General features: G+C 57.8%; 29 protein-coding genes. 21 read left to right on the top strand and 8 right to left on the bottom strand.

What is annotated here, in order from left to right; translation table 11 throughout:
* A complete protein-coding gene (locus L0976_RS24270; RefSeq protein WP_234189522.1) occupies positions 1 to 960 on the bottom strand; it encodes a DUF1403 family protein in 960 nt (319 codons plus the stop codon).
* Between the two features lie 124 nt (positions 961 to 1,084).
* Here L0976_RS24270 and L0976_RS24265 point away from each other — a divergent pair, with 124 nt between their 5' ends.
* The 5 genes from L0976_RS24265 to L0976_RS24245 all read left to right on the top strand — a co-directional run bounded on the left by L0976_RS24265 (position 1,085) and on the right by L0976_RS24245 (position 5,397).
* Positions 1,085 to 2,218 (top strand): site-specific integrase, encoded by a 1,134-nt coding sequence (locus L0976_RS24265; protein ID WP_176951738.1) that lies wholly within the window; start codon positions 1,085 to 1,087, stop codon positions 2,216 to 2,218.
* A 132-nt stretch (positions 2,219 to 2,350) separates the two neighbouring features.
* Positions 2,351 to 2,626, top strand: coding sequence for a metal-sensitive transcriptional regulator (locus L0976_RS24260; protein ID WP_176951739.1), 276 nt, complete (start codon positions 2,351 to 2,353; stop codon positions 2,624 to 2,626).
* Positions 2,627 to 2,645: 19 nt separating this feature from the next.
* Positions 2,646 to 3,386: a glutaredoxin family protein gene (locus tag L0976_RS24255; protein WP_234189520.1), complete on the top strand. Its 741-nt coding sequence runs from the start codon at positions 2,646 to 2,648 to the stop codon at positions 3,384 to 3,386.
* Positions 3,387 to 3,401: 15 nt separating this feature from the next.
* On the top strand, positions 3,402 to 3,905 hold the full coding sequence (locus L0976_RS24250) for a DUF305 domain-containing protein (protein ID WP_234189519.1): 504 nt from the start codon (positions 3,402 to 3,404) through the stop codon (positions 3,903 to 3,905).
* Positions 3,906 to 4,326: 421 nt separating this feature from the next.
* Positions 4,327 to 5,397, top strand: coding sequence for a site-specific integrase (locus L0976_RS24245; RefSeq protein ID WP_172965757.1), 1,071 nt, complete (start codon positions 4,327 to 4,329; stop codon positions 5,395 to 5,397).
* 91 nt (positions 5,398 to 5,488) lie between these two features.
* Here L0976_RS24245 and L0976_RS24240 read toward each other — a convergent pair whose 3' ends face one another.
* On the bottom strand, positions 5,489 to 6,364 hold the full coding sequence (locus tag L0976_RS24240) for a hypothetical protein (RefSeq protein WP_125271725.1): 876 nt from the start codon (positions 6,362 to 6,364) through the stop codon (positions 5,489 to 5,491).
* 81 nt (positions 6,365 to 6,445) lie between these two features.
* Here L0976_RS24240 and L0976_RS24235 point away from each other — a divergent pair, with 81 nt between their 5' ends.
* Positions 6,446 to 7,072, top strand: coding sequence for a hypothetical protein (locus L0976_RS24235; RefSeq protein WP_112934546.1), 627 nt, complete (start codon positions 6,446 to 6,448; stop codon positions 7,070 to 7,072).
* 275 nt (positions 7,073 to 7,347) lie between these two features.
* On the opposite strand, the gene L0976_RS24230 is transcribed toward L0976_RS24235, so the two are convergent.
* The 5 genes from L0976_RS24230 to repA all read right to left on the bottom strand — a co-directional run bounded on the left by L0976_RS24230 (position 7,348) and on the right by repA (position 13,326).
* Positions 7,348 to 8,076, bottom strand: a complete 729-nt coding sequence (locus tag L0976_RS24230; protein WP_111793708.1) for an HNH endonuclease — start codon at positions 8,074 to 8,076, stop codon at positions 7,348 to 7,350.
* On the bottom strand, positions 8,073 to 9,410 hold the full coding sequence (locus L0976_RS24225) for an ATP-binding protein (protein WP_111793709.1): 1,338 nt from the start codon (positions 9,408 to 9,410) through the stop codon (positions 8,073 to 8,075). Before L0976_RS24225 ends, L0976_RS24230 begins: the two co-directional genes overlap by 4 nt.
* Positions 9,411 to 9,656: 246 nt before the next feature.
* Positions 9,657 to 10,874: a plasmid replication protein RepC gene (gene repC / locus L0976_RS24220; protein ID WP_111793710.1), complete on the bottom strand. Its 1,218-nt coding sequence runs from the start codon at positions 10,872 to 10,874 to the stop codon at positions 9,657 to 9,659.
* 172 nt (positions 10,875 to 11,046) lie between these two features.
* The gene (repB, locus tag L0976_RS24215; RefSeq protein WP_111793711.1) at positions 11,047 to 12,006 is read right to left on the bottom strand and encodes a plasmid partitioning protein RepB; all 960 of its coding nucleotides are present in this window, start codon (positions 12,004 to 12,006) and stop codon (positions 11,047 to 11,049) included.
* A gap of 123 nt (positions 12,007 to 12,129) precedes the next feature.
* A complete protein-coding gene (gene repA / locus L0976_RS24210) occupies positions 12,130 to 13,326 on the bottom strand; it encodes a plasmid partitioning protein RepA (RefSeq protein WP_111793712.1) in 1,197 nt (398 codons plus the stop codon).
* 370 nt (positions 13,327 to 13,696) lie between these two features.
* Between repA and traI the strand changes: the two genes are divergently transcribed.
* The 13 genes from traI (at position 13,697) to L0976_RS24145 (ending at position 24,749) form a co-directional block, all read left to right on the top strand.
* Positions 13,697 to 14,323, top strand: a complete 627-nt coding sequence (gene traI / locus L0976_RS24205) for an acyl-homoserine-lactone synthase TraI (protein WP_111793713.1) — start codon at positions 13,697 to 13,699, stop codon at positions 14,321 to 14,323.
* A 2-nt stretch (positions 14,324 to 14,325) separates the two neighbouring features.
* Positions 14,326 to 15,297 (top strand): P-type conjugative transfer ATPase TrbB, encoded by a 972-nt coding sequence (gene trbB, locus L0976_RS24200; protein ID WP_111793714.1) that lies wholly within the window; start codon positions 14,326 to 14,328, stop codon positions 15,295 to 15,297.
* Positions 15,287 to 15,664, top strand: coding sequence for a TrbC/VirB2 family protein (locus L0976_RS24195; protein ID WP_174061296.1), 378 nt, complete (start codon positions 15,287 to 15,289; stop codon positions 15,662 to 15,664). Before trbB ends, L0976_RS24195 begins: the two co-directional genes overlap by 11 nt.
* Positions 15,661 to 15,945: a conjugal transfer protein TrbD gene (locus tag L0976_RS24190; RefSeq protein WP_111793716.1), complete on the top strand. Its 285-nt coding sequence runs from the start codon at positions 15,661 to 15,663 to the stop codon at positions 15,943 to 15,945. The genes L0976_RS24195 and L0976_RS24190 overlap by 4 nt, the downstream gene beginning before the upstream one ends.
* Positions 15,946 to 15,955: 10 nt before the next feature.
* Positions 15,956 to 18,412 (top strand): conjugal transfer protein TrbE, encoded by a 2,457-nt coding sequence (locus L0976_RS24185; protein ID WP_111793717.1) that lies wholly within the window; start codon positions 15,956 to 15,958, stop codon positions 18,410 to 18,412.
* 16 nt (positions 18,413 to 18,428) lie between these two features.
* Positions 18,429 to 19,187 (top strand): P-type conjugative transfer protein TrbJ, encoded by a 759-nt coding sequence (gene trbJ / locus L0976_RS24180; protein ID WP_234189537.1) that lies wholly within the window; start codon positions 18,429 to 18,431, stop codon positions 19,185 to 19,187.
* On the top strand, positions 19,184 to 19,387 hold the full coding sequence (trbK, locus tag L0976_RS24175; RefSeq protein ID WP_174061293.1) for an entry exclusion protein TrbK: 204 nt from the start codon (positions 19,184 to 19,186) through the stop codon (positions 19,385 to 19,387). The genes trbJ and trbK overlap by 4 nt, the downstream gene beginning before the upstream one ends.
* Positions 19,381 to 20,559 carry a P-type conjugative transfer protein TrbL gene (gene trbL / locus L0976_RS24170; protein WP_174061292.1) on the top strand — a complete coding sequence of 393 codons (1,179 nt, stop codon included), beginning with the start codon at positions 19,381 to 19,383 and terminating at the stop codon, positions 20,557 to 20,559. Before trbK ends, trbL begins: the two co-directional genes overlap by 7 nt.
* Before the next feature lie 21 nt (positions 20,560 to 20,580).
* The gene (locus L0976_RS24165; RefSeq protein ID WP_062428114.1) at positions 20,581 to 21,243 is read left to right on the top strand and encodes a conjugal transfer protein TrbF; all 663 of its coding nucleotides are present in this window, start codon (positions 20,581 to 20,583) and stop codon (positions 21,241 to 21,243) included.
* A gap of 16 nt (positions 21,244 to 21,259) precedes the next feature.
* Complete coding sequence (gene trbG / locus L0976_RS24160) at positions 21,260 to 22,072, top strand: P-type conjugative transfer protein TrbG (RefSeq protein ID WP_174061291.1); 813 nt, start codon at positions 21,260 to 21,262, stop codon at positions 22,070 to 22,072.
* Positions 22,073 to 22,075: 3 nt separating this feature from the next.
* Positions 22,076 to 22,513 carry a conjugal transfer protein TrbH gene (trbH, locus tag L0976_RS24155; protein WP_111793721.1) on the top strand — a complete coding sequence of 146 codons (438 nt, stop codon included), beginning with the start codon at positions 22,076 to 22,078 and terminating at the stop codon, positions 22,511 to 22,513.
* Positions 22,514 to 22,527: 14 nt separating this feature from the next.
* On the top strand, positions 22,528 to 23,826 hold the full coding sequence (gene trbI, locus L0976_RS24150) for an IncP-type conjugal transfer protein TrbI (RefSeq protein ID WP_111793722.1): 1,299 nt from the start codon (positions 22,528 to 22,530) through the stop codon (positions 23,824 to 23,826).
* A 221-nt stretch (positions 23,827 to 24,047) separates the two neighbouring features.
* Positions 24,048 to 24,749 carry an autoinducer binding domain-containing protein gene (locus L0976_RS24145; RefSeq protein WP_234189515.1) on the top strand — a complete coding sequence of 234 codons (702 nt, stop codon included), beginning with the start codon at positions 24,048 to 24,050 and terminating at the stop codon, positions 24,747 to 24,749.
* 1 nt (position 24,750) lies between these two features.
* Here L0976_RS24145 and L0976_RS24140 read toward each other — a convergent pair whose 3' ends face one another.
* Complete coding sequence (locus tag L0976_RS24140; RefSeq protein WP_111793723.1) at positions 24,751 to 25,071, bottom strand: transcriptional repressor TraM; 321 nt, start codon at positions 25,069 to 25,071, stop codon at positions 24,751 to 24,753.
* 139 nt (positions 25,072 to 25,210) lie between these two features.
* Here L0976_RS24140 and L0976_RS24135 point away from each other — a divergent pair, with 139 nt between their 5' ends.
* Both L0976_RS24135 and L0976_RS24130 read left to right on the top strand, forming a co-directional pair.
* The gene (locus L0976_RS24135; RefSeq protein WP_111793724.1) at positions 25,211 to 25,429 is read left to right on the top strand and encodes a helix-turn-helix domain-containing protein; all 219 of its coding nucleotides are present in this window, start codon (positions 25,211 to 25,213) and stop codon (positions 25,427 to 25,429) included.
* A gap of 116 nt (positions 25,430 to 25,545) precedes the next feature.
* Positions 25,546 to 26,169: a DUF433 domain-containing protein gene (locus L0976_RS24130; protein ID WP_111793755.1), complete on the top strand. Its 624-nt coding sequence runs from the start codon at positions 25,546 to 25,548 to the stop codon at positions 26,167 to 26,169.
* Position 26,170: the final 1 nt, after the last annotated feature.

The following is a 26,170-nucleotide window of genomic DNA, read 5'->3' as shown; positions in this document are numbered from 1 at the left end:
TCACAGTCCAAAAATCCGGAACGAGGTTCGGCCGGACAGCTCGCGCACCGCGCCAAAATTTTGGAGCCGTTCGAATAACCGCGTTGCGGCCCAGCGGGAAAGATGGCTGCCGGGCGCGGAGGCCGCCACGGCATCCTCGTTGAGCAGCTTTTCGATGACGACACCGGCGCCCTTCGTCCGCAGCTTTGGCGCCACCGCCAGCAATGTTTCGGCCCGCCGGCCGATGTCATTCGCCTGCCGCAGGGCCTCGGTCGTGCCAGACACGAGCGCCAGGCATACCGCCCGGGCAAATCCGGTTTCGCTAGGCCGCACCCGTCCGCGGCCGCCGATCGTCTTGAACGCCGCGCCGTAGCGTTCACCCATCAGCAATGGCACGCCACACGCCCAGCCGAGCTTTTCCGCCAGCAGCCGATCCGCCAGCCACCAGGCGAGGATTTCAGCGTCGGGCTGCGCCGCACAGATGCTGGCGACCAGGTCGGCGACGGCAAAGGGCACCGCACGGCCGGATTGCAGCGCGGCGTCGAAGAGATCGGCGAGCTCGTCCAAGCCGTCGCGGCGCAAGCCGATTAGTTCCGCCAGCTCCTGCAAAACCTTGGCTCCGATCGGTCGCTTCTTCGCCGCAAGCTTGTTTAAGGCCAAAAGCATCGCGCCGGCCGGTCCGGGATCGTCGCCGGAGGCAGTGAGCAAAAGCGCATCACGCAATGCGTGTTCGCCCTCGTTGCGGCCGAGTAGTTGAACGGCGGCTTGCGCGCATTTCAGCGCCAGCCGCTGGCGCCAGCAGCCGGCCCAAGCGGTTTCGGTGCGCACCAGATCGTCGAGTGATTTCAGGGCGATGCCGGCGGCGAAGGCGGCGTCCGCCTCACCCGGATCGCCGCCGCGCGGGAAAACCCAGGCCGGCAGGGAAGGCACGGCCGCCGGCGCGAAGGGGGCGGCGAGAGGGGATCGGAAGCGCGAATCCATGCCACGGAGCATAAACGAGATGCGCAGTTTATGCTACCGCTTTCGACCAAAACCGCACAGCCCGTCATTGCTGTTCTATGTCCAATAATCTTGCATTATCGGACGTTTTTCTCATAATAGAGAAATGGCCCAAATGATCGAGCAAAAAACCGAAAATCACTTCGAGGAGATCTCTGCGCCGTCTCTCAGCACGGCGCCGAAGCGTGATGTTTCCACGCCGGGGGTGTCGGGCGATAGCCCCCTCCCCTCTCTCGCCATTCAGGACCAGACGCCCGCCCATCTTGCAAGCCTTGCTGATCGCGCCCGGGGTTATGTTGAAGCCGCCAGTTCCGCCAACACGCGCAAAGCCTATGCCGCCGATTGGAAGCATTTTTCAGCCTGGTGCCGGCGCTCGAATCTCACTCCCCTCCCCCCACATCCGCAAACTGTAGGGCTTTATATTACGGCCTGCGCTTCCGGCACGGCTGAACGGGGCGCGAAAGCGAACTCCGTCTCGACCATCGAACGACGCCTCTCCTCGCTTTCCTGGAACTATGCCCAGCGCGGCCTCTCGCTCGATCGCAAGGACCGGCATATCGCCACCGTGATGGCTGGCATTCGCAACAGCCATGCCAAGCCACCGGTGCAGAAGGAAGCGGTCATGGCTGAAGACATCATCGCCATGGTCGAGACGCTCGACCGCGGTTCGCTGCGCGGCCTGCGCGACCGCGCCATGTTGCTGGTCGGCTTTGCCGGTGGTCTTCGCCGCTCCGAGATCGTTGGCCTTGATCTGAAGGCAGACCAGACCGAAGACGGGCGCGGCTGGATCGAAATCCTCGACAAGGGGATGCTCGTTACCCTGCGCGGAAAAACCGGATGGCGGGAGGTTGAGGTGGGTCGCGGCTCGTCTGACGCGACCTGCCCGGTCGCCGCGATCGAGATGTGGATCAAGTTCGCCAGGCTGGCCCACGGTCCCCTTTTTCGCCGCGTGACAGGGCAAGGGAAAGCTGTCGGATCGGAGCGGCTGAACGACAAGGAGGTCGCCCGGCTGGTAAAGCGCACCGCACTGGCGGCCGGCGTTCGCGGCAATCTCAGCGAGATCGAGCGCGCCTTCAAGTTCTCCGGTCACTCCCTCCGCGCCGGTCTCGCCTCTTCAGCCGAGGTCGACGAACGTTATGTCCAGAAACAGCTTGGCCATGCTTCGGCCGAGATGACGCGACGCTATCAGCGACGGCGTGATCGCTTCCGCGTGAACCTCACCAAAGCCTCCGGGCTTTGAACGCTCTTTTCGCCCTTACTGCATAACCTAGGCGTCGCTTTGGGCCGGTACGGGCGAAGTCTTCGCTGTCGTAAGGGAACAATGGCGGACCGCGATCGTTGAACATACTCCCCTAGGGTATGAGAGGTAACGATGTGCGGCGACAGAAAGCGGGCCAAGATCGTTCGGTTAAACCGGATTGCCGGTCAGGTCCAGGGTTTGGCGCGAATGGTGTCTGACGATCGCTATTGCATCGACATCCTGCATCAGATCCAGGCAGTGAAAGCAGCCCTCGGCCGAGCTGAGAGCGAGATTCTTCGTGATCACGCGGCTCACTGCGTCGCGGATGCAATCAAGTCCGGCGATGCGAGTGAGCAACAGCAGAAATTGGACGAACTCGTCGAGCTGTTCGATCGCGCAAGGCGCTAGAGATATTAGAGGTGATCGGATGAATGCTCATTCGCGCAGAGCGACGATCTATCGGATGGTCATGCCCGACCACATCTGTCCGTTTGGCTTGAAGTCCCTCGATCTGCTGAAACGCGAGGGTTTCTCTGTTGACGACAACTGGCTGAAAACCCGCGAAGAGACCGATTCCTTCAAGGCCGAGCACGAGGTTGAGACAACACCCCAGACATTCATCGATGGGCAGCGGGTCGGCGGCTACGACGATCTGCTTCGTCATTTCGGCAGAACCGTTCGCGATCCAAAGGCTGTCACCTATCAGCCGGTGATCGCGGTGTTTGCCATGGCCGCGCTGATGGCCCTCGCAGCCAGTTGGGCGGCGTTTAGCGACGTTCTAACCGCTCGTGCCTTAGAATGGTTTATCGCGATTTCCATGTGTATACTTGCGATCCTGAAGCTTCGGGACGTCGAGAGCTTCTCCAACATGTTCCTCGGCTACGACCTGCTGGCCCAGCGCTGGGTCCGCTATGCCTACCTCTATCCATTCGGGGAAGCGCTTGCCGGGATCCTGATGATCGCCGGCTTTCTGTTGTGGCTGGCTATCCCGGTCGCGTTGGTGATCGGCACTATCGGTGCCGTTTCGGTGTTGAAGGCCGTCTACATTGAGCGCCGTGAACTGAAATGCGCCTGCGTCGGCGGCGACAGCAATGTCCCCTTAGGCTTCATCTCACTAACTGAAAACCTGATGATGGTCGCGATGGCGGTCTGGATGCTTATCAAGTAGAGGAAGGAGATTCCCATGTCCTATGGACGCTTTGCCACGATGATCGTCACCTCGACGGTGATCATGTTTGGTGTAATGTACCTGAATACGTATGCCCTCGATCACGTTACCTACAGCCAGACCAGGACGTGGATGGCGCTACTGATGGGCGCGGTCATGGCGATCATCATGATCGGCTTCATGTGGTCAATGTATAAGAACAAGACTGCCAATGCCGTCATTGTCGCGGTCAGCGTTTTGGTCTTTGCCGGGTCCCTTTGGCTCGTGCGCAGCCAGGAGACCGTCTACGATGTCAGCTACATGAAGGCGATGATCCCCCATCATTCCATCGCCATCATGACCAGCGAACGCGCGCACATCAGAGATCCGCGGGTGCGCAAGCTGGCTGACGGGATCATCGAAGCTCAGGTCCGGGAGATCGGTGAAATGAAGTCGCTGATCGCAGATCTCGAAGCGCATCCGCTTGCTGACAATGCTGCCGACCTCCCTCCAAGTGCCTCATCGCTCCCTACAAATTGACGGCCTTCGTGAACAGCTTAGGTAAAATCAGGCCCTCGCTTTTTTAGCTTGGCGCTTCAATTGAAATCGGGAGCTAAAAGCCACAGCCGGCGTCGAAAGCCGGCTGCATCAGGGCTGTCATGCTGATTTTCGCAAGATCGTAAACCATTGATTTTATGGTAAACGATTTCTTAAAGGAACGCTATATAGCTATTAAAGTTCGCCACAGGGTGCGTTCGCCGTTTTGGGTTATAACCACCGATAAGTATCCCTTATCGGCGGTGATTGATTTCGAGTCGCAAATCAGAAAAAGTGGTGGCAATGGACGGCCGCAGCGCCGCCTGGAAGCACTGTTTCGGAGCCGCCTTTGTCACCCTCCAGTCAAAAGTCACCCGTCGATCGTCGCGCCGAGGAACTCGACACGATTGCCGCGGTGCTGCCGATGGAGCGGCGCGACGAACTGGCCGAACTGCTGACCGATCAGGATATCCAAACCCTGAAGCATCTGGTCAACGAGGGCATGGGCGAAAACACACTTCGCGCCCTGACCTCCGATCTCGCCTATCTGCAGGCGTGGTCGCTGGCAGCGACGAAGCACCCACTGACCTGGCCTGCCCCGGAAGCGCTGTTGCTGAAGTTTGTCGCGCATCATCTTTGGGATCCGGAAAAGAAAAAGTCCGATCCCGATCACGGGATGCCGGAAGCCGTTTCTGAGATCCTCCGCGCGCAAGGATTTTTGCGCACCGCCGGTCCGCATGCGCCCGACACGGTGCGCCGACGGCTAGCATCCTGGTCTACGCTGACGAAATGGCGCGGGCTGTCCGGCGCCTTCGCCTCCCCTGCCCTCAAATCTGCCATTCGTCTTGCAGTGCGTGCCACGCCGCGCCCGCGTAGAAGAAAAAGCGCCAAGGCGGTCACCGGCGACGTGTTGGCAAAAATGCTAGCGACCTGCGCTACGGAAAGCCTACGGGACGTCAGGGACCGGGCGATCCTCATGGTCGCGTTTGCCTCCGGCGGCCGTCGGCGTAGCGAGATTGCCGGATTGCGTGTCGAGCAGATCACCGTCGAGCCGCCGATCGAGACCGAAACCGGACCTCACCTCCCCTCTCGCGCCATCCATCTCGGCCGCACCAAAACCTCCGGCGCCGATCACGACGAGGTCGTCTATCTCACCGGCCGGCCGGTCGAGGCGCTTGATGCCTGGATCGCATTGGCAAAAATTGACAGTGGCAGCGTGTTCCGAAAGGTCGATCGCTGGGGCAATGTGTCGAAGCGGGCGTTAGAGGCAGGCGCGGTCAATGCGATTGTCAAGCAGCGGGCGGAGATGGCCGGGTTGGACAGTGAGGAGTTTTCGGCGCACGGGCTGCGATCCGGATACCTAACGGAAGCCGCCAATCTCGGAATTCCACTGCAAGAAGCCATGGATCAATCACGCCATCGATCTGTGCAGCAGGCGTCTAGTTACTATAACAGTGCGACACGGCGAAATGGACGTGCAGCTCGTATACTCTAACCGAGCCCGCGCGATAATCGTAGCCAATGCCTAACTTGCTGCGTCGCGGCCAGAGGAAATCAGACGTCCGGTATTCTAATATTATTTCCGGTCAGAACCGCATCTTCATTGTTCGAGCCACGCTAAACGGCGGAAAATTCGGCTGTCGGAGCGATCCCTGCATTAGCTCGAAGAACTGGGCCCAAGCAAACCTATTGACGATCTCGGTTGGCCGTTCGAACGTGAATAACTCCAAGCCATCGACATTCCCTGTCACTGTGTATCGTTCAAGAGCCACCGGGGTGATGTAGAGCCGGATCGCATAACGGATGTTGTTCAAGAACTCCGCAATTGTGCTGGCGTGGTAAGCGAGCAGGTGGGTGTGGAACCAATCCCAGCAATCTGGCAGCGCCAAGTAAGCATCGCTCTCATCGATCTCGACGTTGTTATCTCCCAAGATCCTACGGAGGGTATTGGCTTGCCCGGCCAACCGCAGGAAGTTGTGCTTTCCTATATCACCACTCATCCGGATAAAGTCGATCCGTTTGATCCGCAGATCCACCTTCTGACTGATATTGCCGAACCAGACTTCCTCGACGAAAGCATAGGCCTCAAGCCAGTCGCTGAACTCCTGCACGATCCGACTGAGGTGGTCGATTTTCGTTCCGATCAACGGCTTCTCGCAGACGCGCTTTAGATAGTAGAGTGTTGTGTGATCGACTTTGCTGCCATCCTTTGGCGGCTTGGGCAGGTCAAATGGTAGGGGCGAGCCACCCTTACCAGTCACCGGTGACAGAAAATCCCGGAGAAAGGTTCCGAACTGCCGTAAGCTTCCGGCGGTCTGTGGAAGGAGGTTGGTATCAGTACGCTTCTCGTCAAGAGGACAGAAGATGGCGTGATTGACCATATCGTCGACCATGCTGACGACAGCACTGAGGACAATTGCCTCCTGTTCGATTTCAGAGAATGTGCCCGGTTCGATCGTCATTGATACGCCGAAATTGCCAGAAAAATCAGATGGTGCGAATGTGCGGACCACAAGATCACACCGCAAAAAGGAAATCGAGATATGGCACGCCGAAAAATGCCCGTGTCGATGGACCAGCGCGCCGCTTTGCCGCTCGCCGAAGAAAATCCCGACATCGAATACCTTCGGCTAAACAGGCAAGCAATCTGCGAGCGCGAGATTAATGCAGCGATCAGGCTCTTCCTGATCGACGAGGATCCGATCTCGGCGCACGTGCTAGCAAGCGCCGCAACGCACATCATGGAAGCCATCGGCAAAGGTCGCGACGACGTGGGATTGAACAGCGTACGAGCGATGCTGAAGGACGCAGAGGTCCCACCTGATCTTGAACACGAGGTGTTCGCCGGGCTGCGGCATTCCTACAATTTTCTTAAGCACTCATCCTCCGATCTCACGGTCGAGAACGACTTTTCGGTCGACTACATCGTGATGACGATCTACGGCGCTGCCCATAGCTACAAGCTGCTTTTTGAAACCACGACAGCAGAGATGCGGGTGTTCAATGCAATCGTCCAGGCATGGCGACCGCAATGGTGGCAGCACGATCCGAACCTCGACGGAAAAATCGCCGTCGCTCGGCAAATGGGGCTGCTCGGAGCCACACGGCTCGAGTTCTGCGAGATAGGTCGAAGATATCTCAAGCGTGAGTGGGACCAGGAAGGCTCCTGAACAAAAGCTGGCAACCTCCTGGCTGCCTGCTCTCCTGAAATCAGATGGCTGTCCGCGAATGGGTTATAGAGATCGCCGTGTGGAATCGAAGCTCCTGGAGGAGCGCATCATCCGGTAAGGTGATGGCCGGTACCAGACCGGCTAGCTCAAGTCTGAAGGCAAAACCTAGCCAACCGTCTTTGCGAGCGCCGCAATCGACTGTTTTGCAAGCGGCCTACTCGATATTGACGATGTCGTTCCCTTACAACGTCGCCATGGCAAGGCAGAACATCCCCTCATCGTCCCTGGGCACCCTTGAGCTTCCCACGGATAACTTCTGCGGCCATCATATAAACTTGTGAAGGCGAGTTGAATTGCAACTGGGCTGCCAAACCGATGGTTAGGGATATGGGACCCGTTCTCAAAGAAAGCTTTTCTATCGCGGCTCGGTGCTCAAGTCTTCCGACCGAATTGAGCTCTAAGCCTTTGATGGTTCTGTGACCCTTCATTGTGCGCTTCTGGAAAACGTATCCCTTGCGAACGGTGATGTGTTCGCTGAAGGTATCAAGGTGGGGATGGACCCATCGAAAGTCCGCCGAAGACGTGATAGCGACCGGTGCTACATTGCTGACCAATACAGGGCACCTCACCACTTTAGCCGGATTAGGAACATTCTTTGAAGCGCGTCTTGTCAAACGACCACAAAGCAGCGCGTAAGCCTCATTCTTTTTGCCGTTACACGTTGAGCAAGACAGGGCAAGATTGCGGATTTCGAACGCAAAATGCGGCCAAGCTGCCTTCTCTATAAAGTGCTCCAGATGTGTAGCGGGTGGATCCGAGGGGAGCGGCCGTCGGCAATAGCAGCAGAGACCCCGTTGGGTGGATCTGAGTTCAAGTTTCAAAGAAGTTTTGAATGCGGTGACGATCGCCGCCTTACTAGTCCATGGGAGTCCTGCGAACGAAGCCGCGGTAATTCCCAATGCATAGGATGGAGTAGGGTCGATTCTTTCAAAACCGATATTCATTCACCGCCCTCACCTTCCAGCAGGGCGCCTATGACTGTGCGCAAGGGGTCATCCTTCTGCAGAGCCGCGAAAAGATCCCTTAGCTTCGGACGCAATGCCGCGTATTCAGGTGTCCCGGCGAGATCTCGCTCAACTAAGTCGACAGCTTGTTGGACGAGTTCGACCACGTACAGATTTCTACTCGAGGCAATCCCGAACTGGTCGAGCAGAATGCTGTCGCTGGAAGCTCCGAAAGGTGCAGGTTGAGCTGGCGTGACATCTCTGGGAACAGTTAGGTCGACGATCATGCTCCCAGGCTTCGCGCTCGCCACAATGAGTGGAGAGTGCGTAGAAACAACAAGATGGCCGTCTTCCATAACGCGGCATATTTCAAGCAGCGTGGCCATGAACTCTTGTTGCCAATGGGGATGAAGACTGTTCTCGGGCTCGTCAACAAGAACGATGGAGCCAGCGGTCACGGAAAAGCCCAGAGCAAGCAGGCTCGTCAGCATGTGATATTCGCCAGAGCTCAGCTCATAAACCGAGAACTCCTCCTCACCATCGCGCCGAACGGTCGCACGATCGATCACCAAGATATCCAGCATTAGGCCGAGTCTGACCGCGAGGTTCTCCTGCGTGGTGACCGCGCTATTTTTGCTCAGCGTAATTTTGGAGAACTTTCCCCTCCGTTCATCGATAAGTGCGGTCAACACATTGAAGTCGAGGTCTGAGAATTCTTCCCTAACACTTTGCGCGGCTGCCAGCGATATCTCACCGCGAGAATTCGGTTCCCTGTATCCGCTCAGGGCACGCTCAAGAATTTCCCGGGGAGTGATTGAAGGGAACCGCTTTTTGAATCTCTGCTCGTAGCGGATATCGAGCGAGAGAGAAGGATTGAGGCCTGAAAGCGAGAATGCCTTTTCGAAAAATGGATCCAGAAATCGATCGCTCACTGCCGGATTCAGGGCAAAAGTGACTGCTGTCTCTAGTGGCAGTTTCTTACTTAGCAGGTTCGTACCTGCCCGCTGCCCAATGTAGTGATAGTTTGGGACGTCATATTCTGTATTTCGCCCACTGAGCATTTTCTGAGGAAATCGATCCGCCACAGAGCCGGAGAAGCAAATAACCGGCGCCTCAACTGAGATGCCGGGAACACCGTGGAACGTCACGTTCGCTTTATCGGTTGGCAGAACAATCGCAGATACGAGGTCGCGAAGGACGGAGCTTTTCTGTGACCCGTTCTGTCCAGTGAGCAGTGTCATCTGGAAACCGGGGTCAAGATTGCCGTCGTGAAACTCCAATAGCCGCTGATCGCCCTGACGGGTCAAATATCTCAAGCTACGTATCTTCGGCATCAGAGAGTCCAGCGGTCAAAATTGCAATTATCCTCCTTAACATTGGTAGCTAAGCGCCGCATCCGAGAATTGCTGCCGCCTAAATGGTACTTTCATTTCTATCAGGCCGAGGACGAGATCGGCTCCCGTTGCCCCCTGTATCATTTCACCTGCACCGAGTGTTACGAATGAGTTGCCAGCCGGAAACTTTTGGATATTATCCATTTTTTTCAATATGTTACGATCTTTGTTACGTAATCCCCATGGTTATGCCGATGACCGGGTAAGTTCGGAATTTGCCCTCAGCTGCGCGAACAGCATTGGCCCAAGCGAAAATTCCCCACGCCGCGCCTTCGCGGTCAGATCCCGCAGATAGCCCCCAGCCGAATTGATATGGCCTGCCCGTTCGTAGATGCAGCCGATCGCTATTGCCGCGCCAGCTTGCCCCATCACCTCACAGCATTCTTCGTAGGCGGACGGGCTGACACCAAGCATGGATTTAACCGTAACCGCGGCCGACATCAGCTCGCGCCAACTCCCGATGGACCCGCCAGGCCCAAAGTTTGAGATTTCGGGGCAGGCGCGTAGCACCATCGATAACGGGAACACCTCCGGTTCGCCATTCCGTTTCGGCCGTTTCGTTGGCTCTGACTTTTCGCCCTGCTTCTTTTCGAAGCGAGGTTCAAGTTCATTGAAAGATTCGGTATTTGAATTCTGTATGTGGCATCCAGATGCGATGTCATTGCCATCGCTTTTTTTGGTTTTTTCCTGAGTTTCCAGCATCCTGGAGACTTCTTCATGCAACAGAGACATTTCGTCGAGGCTTGCAGTCAAATCCTTCAACGTCGGGTGCCGAACGAAACGTCCAACGATCTCGACAAAACGGGCCTCCGCAGCCGCCCAATCACCAGGGAGATTTTCTTCCATCCCTACAGTGATGAGCTTGCGAACGTCCCGGCGAACGATTGTGAGACGGTCCTTCGTAATGCGGAAACGGCGCCGCTCTGCGGCAACATCCTGGGCGAGGGATGCAAACTCGCTCGCTCGCGCGATCAGAGGCGCCAAGCTGAAACCGTATGCGTCCTCAATACTGCCTTCGTTTCCCTTGCGGGCATAGCGTTTGCCGTTTGGGCTATCCTTTCTGATGATGATCCCAGCGTCTACGAGCATTCGCAGGCACTTACGAAGCGTCGTTCCCGCGATACCGTTGGAACGGGCAGACAACTGGGCATTCGACGGAAACACGATAAGATTCTTATCGTGGCAAAGCTCGGCTCCCGGATGGAAGGAAAGGAGGGCGTTCAATACCGCAAGCGCACGGTCCTGAAGGCCAAGGCGCGAGCGGGCGTCACCGACGTCGCGAAACACTCGCCATTTGTCGATTGACCTCGTCAACTCGGCCTGTTCCGTCTCTACCTGCCTCTTCACCAAGGCAAGCGTCATCGGCCGCCGCCCAAAGGGCGTCGTTATGTATCCCGTTTCCATGTTCTCACCTTTCACAAGGCAAAGAAAAGGCTACGCCAGTGTGGCGCTGACTCTTGACTGTGATTCCGGGAAGTGCGATTCTCTAAGCGACCAAACTGAGAGAGGCCTTCTGGAACACCGTTTCGGAGGGCTTTTTCTTTGCTCTAACGATCCTTTCCTCGTTGGGTCCGAACTACTGCTTCGTTTTCTTGAACGAGGCGTAGATTTCCGGGAGCATCGACATCAGGTAGTCCCCGAATTCTGGGGCAGCCTTTTTGTCGATTATCAATGTCAGTGTGCGCTTGTCCTGGCGGAAGCTTGCGGCCTTTACGCCGTCATCAGCCTGCCAAGTCGTCGCAGCGGATTTCTCTTTCTTGACCTTTTTGGGCGCGGCAAGCTCAAAAATCCGCGCGAAACGTTCGTCCGAGGGGAGGGCTTTCACTTCCTCATCGGACAGCAGCGCTCGAGCCCTATCCGCGGCGTCATCCTTGCTCAGCCGTGTACCCAGTTCACCCCACCTGTCGCGGCCCGTCTTCGGGGCCGCGCCAATGCCACGGATAATATCGGCCGGCAACTGGGTAGCCGCTTGGATCAAGCGAGACAGATTGCTTTTGTCGACCGCAAGGGCAGCCATAATCACCGGCCGTTGAAACCCCTTTGCTTCGAGTTCGGCCGCGTAAAGCGCGCGTTCGATGAAAGAGAGATCCTGGCGAGCGCTGTTCTCTTGGCCTTGAGCCAAAACAAGCTCATCGTCCGTCATCGTCCTGACAGCCGCTTTCACTTTAAGCCCAGCAGCCTTGACTGCACGAAGGCGCCGACGTCCGTAGGCGATTTGATAGCGTCCATCGATGGACGGGTGAGGGCGGACGAGAATTGGAACTTGCTGCCCGTTCTCCCGGATGTTGCGCGCAAATTCCTCGAACTGCTCGCCATCTTCGTCAAGCCGATCGATCACAGACGGAGAATCAATGAGATCTGGGTCAAGATCGGTAAGCGACTGAGACTTCAAAAGCTCAATCGAACGAGAAACAGCACCGATTGCTCCACGAGGTGCATATTGAGACGTGACTGGATCCTGAACCGTAGCTTCACCCTCGCCAGCACTCTGTGCCTTGGGTCCCGCAAGATCGGAAAGAAGGTGTTTCCTAGCCATTTTTTGTCCCTCTCTTCTCAGCTTCAATTGCCAAGTCACCTATGGTTTCCAGGCGATTGAGCGCGAAGTTTCCGGCTGGCAACTTTTCTGCAGATGCGCAGGTCACATTGGTCAAGGTCGACATTATTTTCGCCCCCATGACGACTGGATCAACTGCTCGATTTCATTGTTTACGTTGTCGAGCGATTCCATCGCTCGGTCATATGTTGCTCTCGTAAACTGATCGCGGCTAACCTCGTACAGGGTCTGTTTGGTGATCCCAGCGTCGGAAATCGCGGTGCTCTTGAGCATCGGGTGATTGAGAACGTGGTCGCCGAACATCGTTCGCATGAACGAGACCATCTGGTTTTGCGGGCCATCGCCAGGCTCGTAGCGGGTCACAAGATAGCGCATCCAGTCGTAATTCATGCTGCCACCTGCGTCCGCGACGACGCTCAAGAGCTCCGAAGTCATCAGCAGGAACTGACACATCGACATGACATCCAACATCTGCGGGTGCACAGTCACGAGAACAGCTGTCGCGGCACAAAGTGCCGATATCGTCAGGAAGCCCAGCTGGGGGGGGCAATCCACCACAACGACGTCGTAGTCATCGGCCACTGACGAGATTGCTTCGTCCATGCGCGTGAAGAAGATGTTCTTGCGATCATTCGAGCCCAGAACCTTCGCGGTATCGTGCTCAAACTCCATGAGCTCCAAATTACCCGGCACGAGATCTAGATTGGTGAAGTAGGTTTTCTTGATGACCTCCTTCAACGGGCGTCGTTCACTGTCGTAGCGCACCGCGCCATAGAGCGTCTCGTTGTCCTTGACGTCAAACTCAGGTTGGAAACCGTGGAGCGCGGACATACTCGCCTGCGGATCAAGATCAATCGCAAGCACTCGATATCCGTTCAACGCCAGGAATTGAGCGAGATGGGCGGCGGTTGTCGTCTTGCCGGAGCCACCCTTGAAATTGACGGCAGTTATAACCTGAAGGTGTTCGCGTCCGCTCCGGCGAGGTGAATATCGTCGATCGCCCTTTCCGTTCTCATCGAGATACTCGCGGAGAGCCTGGATCGTCTCGACCGAATAGGATCGGCGATTGTTGTTCCCGATTTCAGGCTGGGGTCCTTTTCCTTCAAGGGACAAGTGGCGGAGATAGCCGTCGTTGATTCCAATCAGCTTTGCGGCCTCGGTTGACGAGAACGAACGAAGCGTCTTTCGAGCCTCAGGCGGGTACAACTTCACACGATGTTCGTGAAGCGCCCCCGACAGATCTCGCGCATGGGCGGCTATCAGTTTATGGATAGCTTTCTGAAGCTGAGCGGGATTCTCCACGACGTCCTCTCGTACACACGGTAATTTTCGTAAACACAGCGATTTGCCGTGGATAGGTCAACCGATTCCATTGGGTTTTGCAAGATATTTAAAGTTAATCAATAGTTAACGCGGCCATCTCCTGCCGCTGTCGGAGGAGAAAAAATCGGCAGATTTCGTTTATGAATCGGCAGGTTAGCGATGAACAATGCTGGGTTGGAAACACAGCGCCACTAACACTTTTGTTAGTGCTTCGATGACTTCTTTGTTTGCAAAAAGGCGGTCGGAGGGGCTGGCATGCAGAATCACTCGCTAACACTTTTGGCAGTAGATCGAACTCCTTAGCCCCGTCAAACCTCCTTGCGTCACCAACGCAAGGGAGATTTGCTCGATGCGCGTCGTCGCCATCAAGAACCCAAAGAGCGAAACTGAGCGCCGCCTCATAAACGAAATGCACCGGCTCCGCGCCCGCATTTTCCGCGGTCGCCTGGCATGGACAGTTCGTTGCACCTCCGGTCTCGAGATCGACGGTTTCGACAAGCTAGGCCCGACATACGTCCTATGCATTGACCGTTCCGAGGCGGTGATTGGATGCGCTCGCCTCTTACCGGCAACCGGCGGCACGATGCTGGAGAAGGTATTTCCGCAACTCCTGGAGACGGGACAACTCCCTACGCACCATCGCATGGTCGAGAGCTCCCGATTTTGCGTGGACACAAATGCGGCTGCCGAGCGGGAGCACGCGGGCCTGCATTCGGCGACCCTCGCAATGTTCGCCGGTATCGTCGAGTGGAGTGTCCTCAATGGCTACCGAGAAATCGTAACAGCCACGGATGTCAGGCTCGAGCGCATCCTCCGTCGGGCGGGTTGGCCTCTAAACCGGCTCGGCTCACCTTCCCAGATCAATGAAACGAAGAGCGTTGCCGGCTTGCTCCCCGCAGACTGGGTGAGCTTCGATCGCCTTCGCCCCAGCACCTATTCGTCAAGTTTCTCACTCCATCACAAGGAAGCGGCCTGATCATGCTCAGCACCCACAACCGCTCACTCCCACGTCTCGTCAGCAAGCTGCAAAACGCATTGGGAGATCATTTGTGCGTCGCGCTCGAAGACCCGAGCGTCGTTGAGATCATGCTCAATCCGGATGGTCGTCTGTTCATCGAGCGACTCGGCCACGGCATAGCCGCAGCTGGAGAGATGACCCGCTCCGCCGCTGAAACTGTGATCGGAAGCGTCGCCCATGTTCTCAACTCGGAAGTCGATGACGATCGGCCGATCGTTTCGGGAGAACTGCCGATCGGCGGGCACCGTTTCGAAGGATTGCTGCCACCGGTGGTCTCCGGACCATCGTTCACCATCCGCCGTCGTGCATCGCGCCTCATCCCTCTCGATGACTATGTGTCGAGCAAGATTATGTCGGCAAAACATGCGGAGATCATCCGCAGCGCCATCGCGTCAAAGCTCAACATCCTCGTTGCCGGTGGCACGGGCTCGGGCAAAACCACCCTTACCAACGCAATCCTCGCGGAGATTGTCTCGAGCTCTCCTGACGATCGCCTCGTCATCCTGGAAGACACAGCCGAGATCCAATGCGCTGCTGACAACGCAGTTAGCCTGCACACCAGCGACGCCGTCGACATGTCGCGTCTCCTGAAAAGCACGATGCGCCTTCGGCCGGATCGGATCATCGTCGGGGAGGTCCGCGACGGAGCGGCACTGACAATGCTGAAGGCTTGGAACACCGGACACCCTGGCGGCGTCGCGACGATCCACTCGAACAGCGCTCGCTCCGCACTTCAACGCCTTGAGCAGCTGACCGCCGAGGCCAGTCACCAGCCGATGCAGGCGGTGATCGGAGATGCGGTCGATCTGATCATCTCGATCGAACGAACGGCCAAGGGCCGGCGCATCAGCGAAATTCTTCACGTCACCCGCTTTGCAGGCGGCCAGTACCAGACGGAACCCTATGCAGAGGAGAGCCGAGATGCAGCATAAGAGATCACTCCTGACACTTGCCGTTATCGCTGTCGCGGCGATCGTCGCTGCTTCGCCTGCATTCGCCAGTTCCGGCGGAAGTCTTCCGTGGGAGGGACCGCTCGAGCAGATCCAGGAATCCATCACTGGTCCGGTCGCCGGTTATATCGCGCTGGCCGCTGTCGCAATTGCCGGCGGCATGCTGATCTTCGGCGGCGAGCTCAACGATTTCGCTCGTAGGCTGATGTACGTGGTCCTGGTCGCAGGCATTCTGCTAGGTGCCACCACCATAGTCGGTCTGTTCGGTGCCACAGGTGCTTCGATCGGTCTGCCATCGGAGCAGGTCGCACGCTTAAATTCGAGCGGCGAAGGGGAGGGGGCCTTATGAGCCTCCACCGCAATCGCATCCATCGCGCCTTGTCTAGACCAAACCTGCTGATGGGCGCCGACCGCGAGCTGGTGCTGATCACCGGGCTTGCGGCCGTGATCCTGATCTTCGTCGTGCTGACGGTCTATTCTGCTCTTTTTGGCGTTGCGGTCTGGATCGTCATCGTCGGTGTACTACGCATGATGGCCAAGTCCGACCCGCTGATGCGGCAGGTCTATGCCCGTCACATTTCCTACAAATCCCACTACCGGCCTACGGCCGCGCCGTGGCGCAAATACTAGAGGTGTCCCAATGGCTGCCCTCAAACGTTTCCGCGCGACCGGTCCCTCGTTCGCTGATCTCGTTCCCTATGCCGGCCTGGTCGACAACGGCGTCCTGCTCCTGAAGGATGGCAGCCTCATGGCCGGTTGGTACTTTGCTGGTCCGGACTCCGAAAGCGCCACCGACCTCGAACGCAATGAGCTATCCCGGCAGATCAATGCGATCTTGTCGAGGCTCGGGACGGGTTGGATGATTCAGGTCGAAGCGATCCGGGTGCCGACGGTTGATTATCCGTCCCCAGACCAGTGCCATTTTCCCGACCCTGTCACTCGCGCGATTGATGCCGAGCGCAGGACGCACTTCCGGCGCGAGCAGGGGCATTTCGAGAGCAAGCACGCGATCATTCTCAGCTACCGGCCGCTCGAGTCGAAGAAGACGGCGCTCAGCAAATACATTTATTCGGACGAGGAGAGCCGGAAGAAATCCTATGCGGACACGGTCCTGTTCGTGTTCCGCAACGCGATCCGAGAAATCGAACAGTACCTGGCCAACACCCTGTCGATCGCCCGCATGCAGACCCGCGAGGTCCGCGAAAGGGGAGGGGAGCGGATTGCGCGCTATGACGACCTCCTGCAGTTCGTTCGGTTTTGCATCACCGGTGAAAGCCATCCGGTCCGGCTACCGGAAGTCCCCATGTATCTCGACTGGCTGGCGACGGCAGAGCTGGAGCATGGCCTGACGCCAAAGGTCGAGAACCGGTTCCTTGCCGTGGTCGCTATCGATGGCCTGCCGGCGGAAAGCTGGCCCGGCATCCTCAACAATCTCGATCTGATGCCGCTGACCTACCGCTGGTCGTCACGCTTCATCTTTCTTGATGCGGAGGAGGCGCGCCAGAAGCTCGAGCGCACGCGAAAGAAATGGCAGCAGAAGGTTCGACCTTTCTTCGATCAGCTCTTCCAGACCCAGAGCAGATCGGTCGATCAGGATGCCATGACGATGGTTGCCGAGACCGAGGACGCTATCGCTCAGGCCTCATCCCAGCTTGTCGCCTACGGCTATTACACCCCTGTGGTCATCCTGTTCGATGAGGACCGTGACGCCCTACAGGAAAAGGCCGAAGCTATCCGCAGGCTGGTCCAGGCAGAAGGCTTCGGGGCTCGCGTCGAGACTCTAAACGCGACAGATGCGTTTCTCGGAAGCCTGCCCGGCAACTGGTATGCCAACATCCGTGAGCCGCTGATCAACACAAGCAATCTGGCGGACCTCGTTCCGTTGAACTCGGTATGGTCGGGCAATCCGGTGGCGCCGTGCCCGTTCTATCCGCCAAACTCACCGCCGCTGATGCAGGTGGCCTCGGGATCGACCCCGTTTCGCCTCAACCTGCATGTCGACGATGTCGGCCACACCCTGATTTTCGGACCGACGGGCTCTGGCAAATCGACCCTTCTCGCTCTAATCGCGGCGCAGTTCCGCCGCTATGAGTTCGCACAAATCTTTGCCTTCGATAAAGGCAACTCACTCCTTCCCCTGACGCTGGCGGCCGGTGGCGATCACTATGAAATCGGCAACGACCAGAACGGGGAGGGGAGAGCGCTGGCATTCTGCCCGCTGTTCGATCTTTCGACGGATGGCGATCGAGCCTGGGCGACCGAGTGGATCGAAATGCTTGTCGCGCTTCAAGGCGTCACCATCACGCCTGATCACCGTAATGCGATCTCCCGCCAAATCGGGCTGATGGCGACGGCACCTGGAAAGTCGCTGTCGGACTTTGTCAGCGGCGTGCAGCTGCGCGAGATCAAGGATGCGCTCCATCACTATACTGTCGATGGCCCGATGGGTCAGCTTCTCGACGCGGAAGAGGACGGCCTGACGCTCCGGGCGTTTCAATGCTTCGAAATCGAGCAGCTCATGAACATGGGCGAGCGCAATCTTGTGCCGGTCCTCACCTATCTCTTCCACCGGATCGAGAAGCGGCTCGACGGCTCTCCGAGCCTGATCCTCCTCGACGAGGCGTGGCTGATGCTCGGCCATCCCGTGTTCCGCGACAAGATACGGGAGTGGCTGAAGGTGCTCCGCAAGGCCAATTGCGCCGTTGTTCTGGCGACGCAATCGATCTCCGACGCAGAGCGCTCCGGCATTATCGACGTGCTGAAAGAATCCTGCCCGACGAAGATCTGCTTGCCGAATGGCGCTGCACGCGAGCCGGGCACGCGCGAGTTCTATGAGCGGATCGGCTTCAACGAGCGCCAGATCGAGATCGTCTCGAGCGCCATTCCCAAGCGCGAATACTACGTCGCCACGCCAGACGGACGGCGGCTCTTCGACATGTCGCTCGGGCCGGTGGCGCTGAGCTTTGTGGGCGCATCCGGAAAGGAAGACCTGAAGCGGATACGAGCGCTGAAGGCGGAACACGGCCAGGACTGGCCTACCCATTGGCTTCAATCGAGAGGAGTTCACGATGCCACGTCGCACCTCAACGTCCACTAACTGGATCGTCGCAACGATGACCGTGGCAATCGCGCTGTCGCCGATTGTTTCCGCCCACGCTGGATCCGCAACGGGCGCTGCCACCGAATGGACGCAGCTCGCCAACAATGCCCAGCTTATCGACCTTCTGAAAAGCTCTGGCCTGCAGGTCGATAACCAGCTGACCCAGATCACTCAACTCGCCGAGCAGATTCAGAACCAACTGAAGATCTATGAGAACATGCTGCAGAATACGGCGCAGCTCCCTGATCATATCTGGGGTCAGGTCGAGAGCGATCTCAACCGACTGCGCAGCATTGTCGATCAGGGGCAAAGCATCTCGTTTTCGATGGGCAATGCAGACGACGTCCTTCAGCAGCGGTTCAAGAGCTATGCGGATCTGAAGACCAATCTGCCCAATGCTGAAACCTTCTCGAGCACCTACCAATCCTGGTCGGACACGAACCGGGACACGATCGGCGGCACGTTGAAGGCGGCGAGCCTGACAGCGGATCAGTTCGACACGGAGGAGAGCACGATGAGTTCGCTGCGATCCATGTCGGAGACCGCCGACGGCCAAATGAAGGCTCTCCAGGTCGGACACCAGATCGCAGCCCAGCAAGTTTCCCAGATGCAGAAGCTGCGTGGCCTGGTTTCCCAGCAGATGACGATGATGGGAACGTGGCTTCAGACCGAGCAGACTGACAAGGACCTTGCGCAGGCGCGGCGAGAGAAATTCTTCAATGCCGACGTTACTACGATCCCGAGCGGCCAGAAAATGGAGCCACGCTGGTGAACCGCCCGGTCCTGATCGTCATGGTGCTGGCCATAGTAGCTGCAGCAGCTTCCGCCACCACTTTCTATCTGGTCCAGGTGAACGCCCCGGCGGCACCCGAGATGAGCGAAGAGCAGCGCATCGCCCGTGAGAAATTCTTCGGCACAGCCAAGGAGCTGCCCCCGATTGAAGAAGGCCAGGAGATGCGGCCGCGATGGTGAAACGAAATCTTGAGCGGGCCTTAGTCCTCGGGGGTATCGCCTGCATGATCCTCGCCACCCCCGCATTCGCACAGCAGGGACAGGTTCTGACAGAACTCGAGAACCAGGTTTCTGCTGCCGCGAAGGGATGGGAAACTACCATCATGGACGCGGCGAGGTCGCTGTTCTGGATCCTCGCCGCGATCGAAATCGGTATTGCCGCGGTCTGGCTTGCGCTACAGGCCGCGTCGCTCGACAGCTGGTTTGCCGAACTCGTCCGGCGCATCATGTTCATCGGCTTTTTCGCGTTCGTTCTCACCCAGGGACCAACGCTTGCGAGGGACGTCGTCAACAGTCTCTATCAGATCGGCGCGGGCGGCGGGTCCGCCTCACCGGCCGAGGTTTTCGATGCCGGTATCCGGGTGGCATCGAAGATGTCCGAGCAGGCCAAGTTTGGGGTGTTCGAGGACAATGCGCTTGCGATCGCCGCAGTCCTGGCTATGGGCGTCGTCGTCATTTGCTTCTCTCTCGTTGCCGCAATCTTCGTCGCGGTCATGGTGGAGATGTATGTGGGGCTGCTGGCCGGCATGATCATGCTCGGCCTGGGGGGCTCATCCTTTACGAAGGATTTTGCCATCCGCTATCTGGTCTATGCCTTCGGCGTCGGAATGAAGCTCATGGCGCTGGTCATGATCGCGAAAATCGGCTCCGAAGTCCTTCTCGGTCTGGCGCAAGCGCCGACAGCGGATAGCGATCAGTTCATCACGACATTGGCGATCGCCGGCATTTCAGTCGTGGTGTTTATCATCTCGATGTACGTGCCAACTATTATCCAGGGGGTGGTTCAAGGTGCGTCTGTCTCAGGCGGCATGGAAGCCATCCGCCACGGGGGGCAGGCTGCATCATTTGCACTTGGAGCAGCGTCACTCGCTGCCGGCGCCGTCGGAGCCGGAGCTGCGGCGGCCCAATCCGCCCGGGCAGCTGGCTCTTCTGTTGCGGGCGCAGCTCTCCGCGGCATGGGGGCCGGAATCGGGTCCGCTGGAAAAGCAGCTGGCTCAGCCGCCAAGGAAAAGGCGATCGGTTCGCCCGGCGCTTACGCCGGCTCGATCATGGGGCTCGCCAACGCCAAGCTAGACCAGAGCCGCACCGGACAAAGCGGTCCCAAAACGCCGCCAGAACGCAACGACAAGTAATCATCAGGAAGGCAGTAACCGATGGCAGCAAACCGGCCGCCCGATAGCCCTTACCTTGCCGCGCGGCAGGAATGGACTGAACGATATGGATCCTATGTCCAAGCCGCGCGCGCATGGCGGATCGTTGGCATTCTAGGACTTTCGATGGCCGTGATCGGCTTCACCTATGCCATGTATCTTAGCACGCAGGTCAAGCTCGTGCCGTACATCGTCGAGGTCGACAAGCTCGGCACGTCGGTGACGGCAGGCTTCCCCCAGCAGATCGAGTATGCCGATGCCCGCGTCGTCCGCGCGACACTCGGCAACTTCATCACCAGCCTGAAATCGATCACGCCCGACGCGGTAGTGCAGAAGCAATACATCGATAGGACCTATGCGCTTCTCCGGACGTCCGATCCCTCGACCCAGAAAATCAACGCCTGGTTTCGCGGTAATTCGCCCTTCGAAAAGGCGAAGACGTCGACCGTTGCCATCGAGGTCAACAACATCGTGGCGCTGTCTAACCAGACCTACCAGATCGACTGGACCGAATACGAGCGCGACCGCAAGGGCAAGGAAACCGGCACGCGCCGGTTTCGCGGCATCGCGACGGTCGCGCTCACCGCGCCACAGGACGAGGCGATCATCCGCCTTAACCCGATCGGTCTTTATGTCCAGGACTTCGACTGGACCGCACAGCTTTAAGGGCAGGGGAAATCATATGCACAGAACAGGTTTGATCGCGGCCGCCGGCTGCATGGCCGGACTCGTCCTTGCGGATTATGCGATGGCGCAAAGCATGAATTCGAACGAGGTGAAGGGGACCAACATCTCGCGCAAATGGCGGGGGACGTCGGGTCTGGTGACGACCGGGCCAGACGGAAAGGTTATCTTTCTGTTCGGCGAGACCCAGCCCTCCGTTGTGTGCTCACCGCTTCAAGTCTGCGATATCGAGTTGCAAGGCGGCGAGATCGTCCGCGATGTGCTTGTCGGTGACACCGTCCGTTGGAAAGTCGAGCCGGCAACGTCGGGTGCGACTGGCGGGCAGGCGATCCACCTGATCGTCAAGCCGTCGGAGGCAGGCCTCGTCACGTCGATGGTCGTGACGACCTCGCGGCGAACCTATCATATCCAACTCAAATCCCATCCTAGCCAGTACATGGCCCGCATCGGTTTTGAATATCCGGAGGATGTGTCGACCAAACTGGCCGACATCAATGCCCGGCTTGAGACCGGAGGCATTCCGGGGACCGCCCCCGACAAGCTGAATTTCTCCTACTCGATCAGTGGTAGCGCCTCATGGCGGCCGAAGCGCGTCTATTCCGACGGCGCCAAGACCTACATCCAGTTTCCTCGGTCCATCTCCGGCCAGGACGCGCCGGTGCTGTTCGTCGTCAGCGGTGGCCAGAACCGCATCGTCAACTATCGCATGAAGAACGACATGATGATCGTCGACTATGCCGTCGACAAAGCTGTGCTCGTCTCTGGAGTCGGCTGGCGTCAGCAGAAAATCACGATCCGGCGCGGAGGTTGACCGATGAAAAAAACCCTTGCCGCCATCATCATGACCACCTTCCTTTCCGGCTGCCAGACTGCGGATGAAACACTGACCACGAATTCCACGCCGATTGCCGTCACTGGCGCCACCGCGAGCGCCATCGCCGGCGACATGGCAAGCCGTCTTGCCGAACAGGTCGGCCCGGCCGGCACTACGACCCTCAAAATGGACAAGGACACCTCCGAATACGCCGCCGCCCTTGAGGCAGCGCTGAAGGGATGGGGATACACGGTCATCGCCGATGGGAAAGTCGGCAAGGATCAGAAGCCGCTCGAGGTTGCGTGGTCGATCGACAGCTTCGACGGGCAGGTCCTTGCACGGATCAGCACGCCGAGCATTGCGCTCGGCCGGGCCTATACGGCGACATCAGTCGGCGCCACGCCGGCTAGTCCGCTTTCGATCATGCAGCGAAACTGAGGGGAGGGGAGACCATGGTTCAATCCCTCCAGCTCGGCGCGACGGGCAATGCTGACGATCAACAGAGTATGCGCCGGCTCAATCGCCTGCCGATCATCGTCGCGATCGTCATCATAGTTCTTTTCTTCGGCGTCGTCATCGTCGGCCTGTCGTGGCGCGGTCTCTCCTTCAACCGTGGGAACGAGCTCGACACCACCTCCGCGTCGCCGGCGACAACGTTTGGCGATCAGCTGAAACGAGGCGTGACGGACGGGATCATAGGCGAACCGGAACAACGCGAAGTGTTTCAGCCGACACCCGTCGTTGTCGAACGCGAGCCGGTGAAAGAGGCCGTCGTGGAACCGCAGAGGGAGGTCCGGACGGAACGGCGCACGCAACTCGAACCGGAAGCCGAGTGGAAGGCCCGACTGAAGCGGGAACAGGACGAGCAGATTCTCCGCGAAGCGCAGCGTCAGAGGATGGCAAGCCTCCAGGCACGGGCAACAGCGCTCGATTCACCGCTTAAGGTTGACGTTTCCGAGGTCCAGAAGAGCGCCTCCGAGACTAGGACCGACGCCCGCCAACCGCTCGATGCCACGGCGAACAGTGCATCCGATCTCTACAGCGCTGCGATGAAGTCCGGCTTGCTTGGGCAGAACGTCGATCAAAACGGGCAGACCTCGAAAGAGGACTTTTTCAACCAGGACATCAAGGATCTTGGTTATCTGCCGAACCAGGTCGTCCCGCAGCTCTCGCCCTACGAGTTGAAGCGGGGATCGGTCATTCCCGCCACGATGATCACAGGGTTGAACTCAGACCTACCGGGTAGGATCTCAGCGCAGGTTAGCCAGAATGTCTATGACAGCGCCACCGGCTACCGGCTGCTTATCCCCCAAGGAGCCAAGCTGTTTGGCCGCTACGATTCCAAGGTGTCGTTCGGACAGGAGCGCGTGCTGGTCGTCTGGACCGACCTGATCTTCCCCAATGGTTCTACGCTTCAGATCGGCGGGATGTCGGGCACGGATGCCGAGGGGTACGGCGGCTTCAAGGACAAGGTCGATCGCCATCTCTGGCGCACCTTCGGCTCTGCCGCGCTTGTTGCCATCATCGGCACGGGGATCGATATGTCGATGCCGGAGAGTTCGACCTTGGCCACGCAGGATGCGGCTTCAGATGCAGCGCGGCGAAATTTTGCCGAATCGTTCGGCCGTGTGGCGGAACAGACGATCTCAAAAAATCTGAATGTGCAGCCAACCATCAAGATCAGGCCCGGCTACAAATTCAACGTGTTGGTCGATCAAGATATCATTTTCCCGAGTTCATATCGGCGGTAGAACAGACCTTGGCGCAAATTGGTCATCACCTATGTAATTGAATCGCGATGACATAATACAATCTTGCGTGGGTAAATTCTTTCTCTTAATACTCAGCTTTAGGCGGGCACAATTGTGTGCTTCGCCTCCGTTTCGGAGCTACCGAGCCCTCTACAAAGGGTACTGCCACTTATGACTGCAACCTTGTTGCGTTCATACCCTCACTCAAAGGAGGCCATGAATTGAACCAATGGTTTGAGCGTTTGACCGAACAGGTCGCCCTAGCGCATGACGAAGCCACGGTGAAAGCGACCTTGGAGAAGTTAAGCCGTGAAGCGGGATTTGGCGCCTATGCCTATCTCAATCTTCAGGCGGAGACGCAGACGGCGATCTCAAACTATGACGTCGAGTGGCAGCAGCGGTACTTCGAGAAATCCTACGCTCTTATCGATCCCGTCGTGCGGAGCGCACGCGATCAACTTGAGGCATTCGCCTGGTCCAACGAAGCATCGCTCAGGATGAGCAAGGAGCGCAGGAACTTCTACGGAGAAGCCGGGGAGTTCGGGATCCGCTCCGGAATTACAATTCCGATCAAGACCGGCTTTGGTCGGATGGCAATGCTCACACTGGCTTCGGAAGAAGCTGACTTTGCCCTGGGGCAATCGCTGAACCCGGTTCTTGCCGCTTCTGCGGTCGCGCAACTGCACTCAAGGCTTGAGGGTCTGGGAGCAAAGCCGACCCATCACACTCCCATTCGCATGAAGTCCGACGAACTGACCTGCCTGCGCTGGTCTGCAGAGGGCAAATCCATGAAGGCCATTGCTATCATCGAGAACACCACATACGCCAATGTCGCGTTCTTCCTCCGCAACGCCAAGTCGGCATTGGGAGCGACGAGCTTGCCGCAGGCAACAGCTATGGCCAAGGAGTTTGGCCTGATCTAGCTCAGTGGCCCTTTGATTTCGGCATGTCCGGTATGTAGCCCAAGATATCAAGAAGCGTCGATACGACCGTCTGCTGCGCGTGGACGGCGATCATCGCCTTGATATAGGCCTGACTTGCCTCGCGAGCCGTCTCCGGGTCAGCTGCGGCATCGACCTTCGCTTCGAGCATCACGGCGTCATCGCGCAAACGACGATGCTTATCGATCTCGCGCACGACGTGGCGTTCTATCTCTTCGTGCGGCTGGTCACTCATCAATCCGATAAGTGGGCGCAATATGAGTTTGGAATCAGACACAGGCCCGTCTGCACTTGCTTTGAACATTATCGGTCCAATTACCGCCCATATGCTGCCGGTGTAAACCTTCTTTGGAACGAGGTATCCGCGAAGGCAAATCGGTCTAAATCTCAATTACATACTATAGTTGATAAACTTAAAGTATGTAAACGTCGATCTTCCGCGCATGGATATGCGCAAGTTGGTCGGCCGAAATTTTGCCCGCCTCCGTCGGGAAAAAGGCCTGACACAGGAGGATGTGGAAGCGCGCTCCGGCTATAGCCAGCAATATCTCAGTGGCCTTGAACGTGGGAAGCGCAACCCCTCTGTCATTACGGTATATGAGATCGCCCAAGCGCTTGGTGTGAGCCACGTCGAACTGGTCACGCCCGACAAAGAGACTTGAAGAAAAACGGTTTCCTCGGAGTTGGATGGCCTCAGTCCGCTTGTTTGCAGATCGTGGAAAGGCCTCTTCACTTCCGATACCAAAGCTATTATATATTCTCCACAAGGAGAATGATTATGACCCAGTTGATACGCGCCTATACGCCTGCGGAAGCAGCTGCCGTCAGCGAGATCGCCGTGAAATCGGTACACAACGCAATCGACAAACGGATCATCGCCCGGCGCCTTGCTGAAGATGAGGGGCGAGCACTATCTGACGATGACCTGCTGCGGCTCAAGCTTTGGTATGGGGTCGGCTCGATCCTGTCAGCCGAGCGTCGCCAGCGGCTCTTCGACACTATAGACCAGAATCCAGATGCCGACACTGTTCGAGCAGATGACTATCTGATCGTGGATGTTGCCCGCGCACGCCAACAGCTTGCGGCACGTGCGGAGGCGCTTCGAGAAGCCGAACGGATTATCGAAAGTGTAAAGGGTGTTCTTGGCGGCGAACCGGTGTTCAGCAAGACCCGCGTTCCAGTCAGGACGATTGCCGCTATGAAGGCTCAGGGTGCGACCACCGACGAAATCGTCGAGGGGTATCCTTCGCTCACCACGCGTATGGTCGAACTCGCGGAAATCTGGACTGCCGCTCACCCGGCACGAGGCCGGCCTCGCAAGCTGTCGGACCTCGGCGCAACCGTGAAATCGGCAAAGCGTCTCTCACTTCCGAAAGCCGCCAGCAAGACTTCCGGTAGCTGAT

This window comes from Shinella sp. NM-101 (assembly GCF_021401195.1).
Classification (GTDB): domain Bacteria; phylum Pseudomonadota; class Alphaproteobacteria; order Rhizobiales; family Rhizobiaceae; genus Shinella.
The sequence above is the reverse complement of the archived record's forward strand: the minus strand, read 5'-3'. Positions and strand labels throughout refer to the sequence as shown.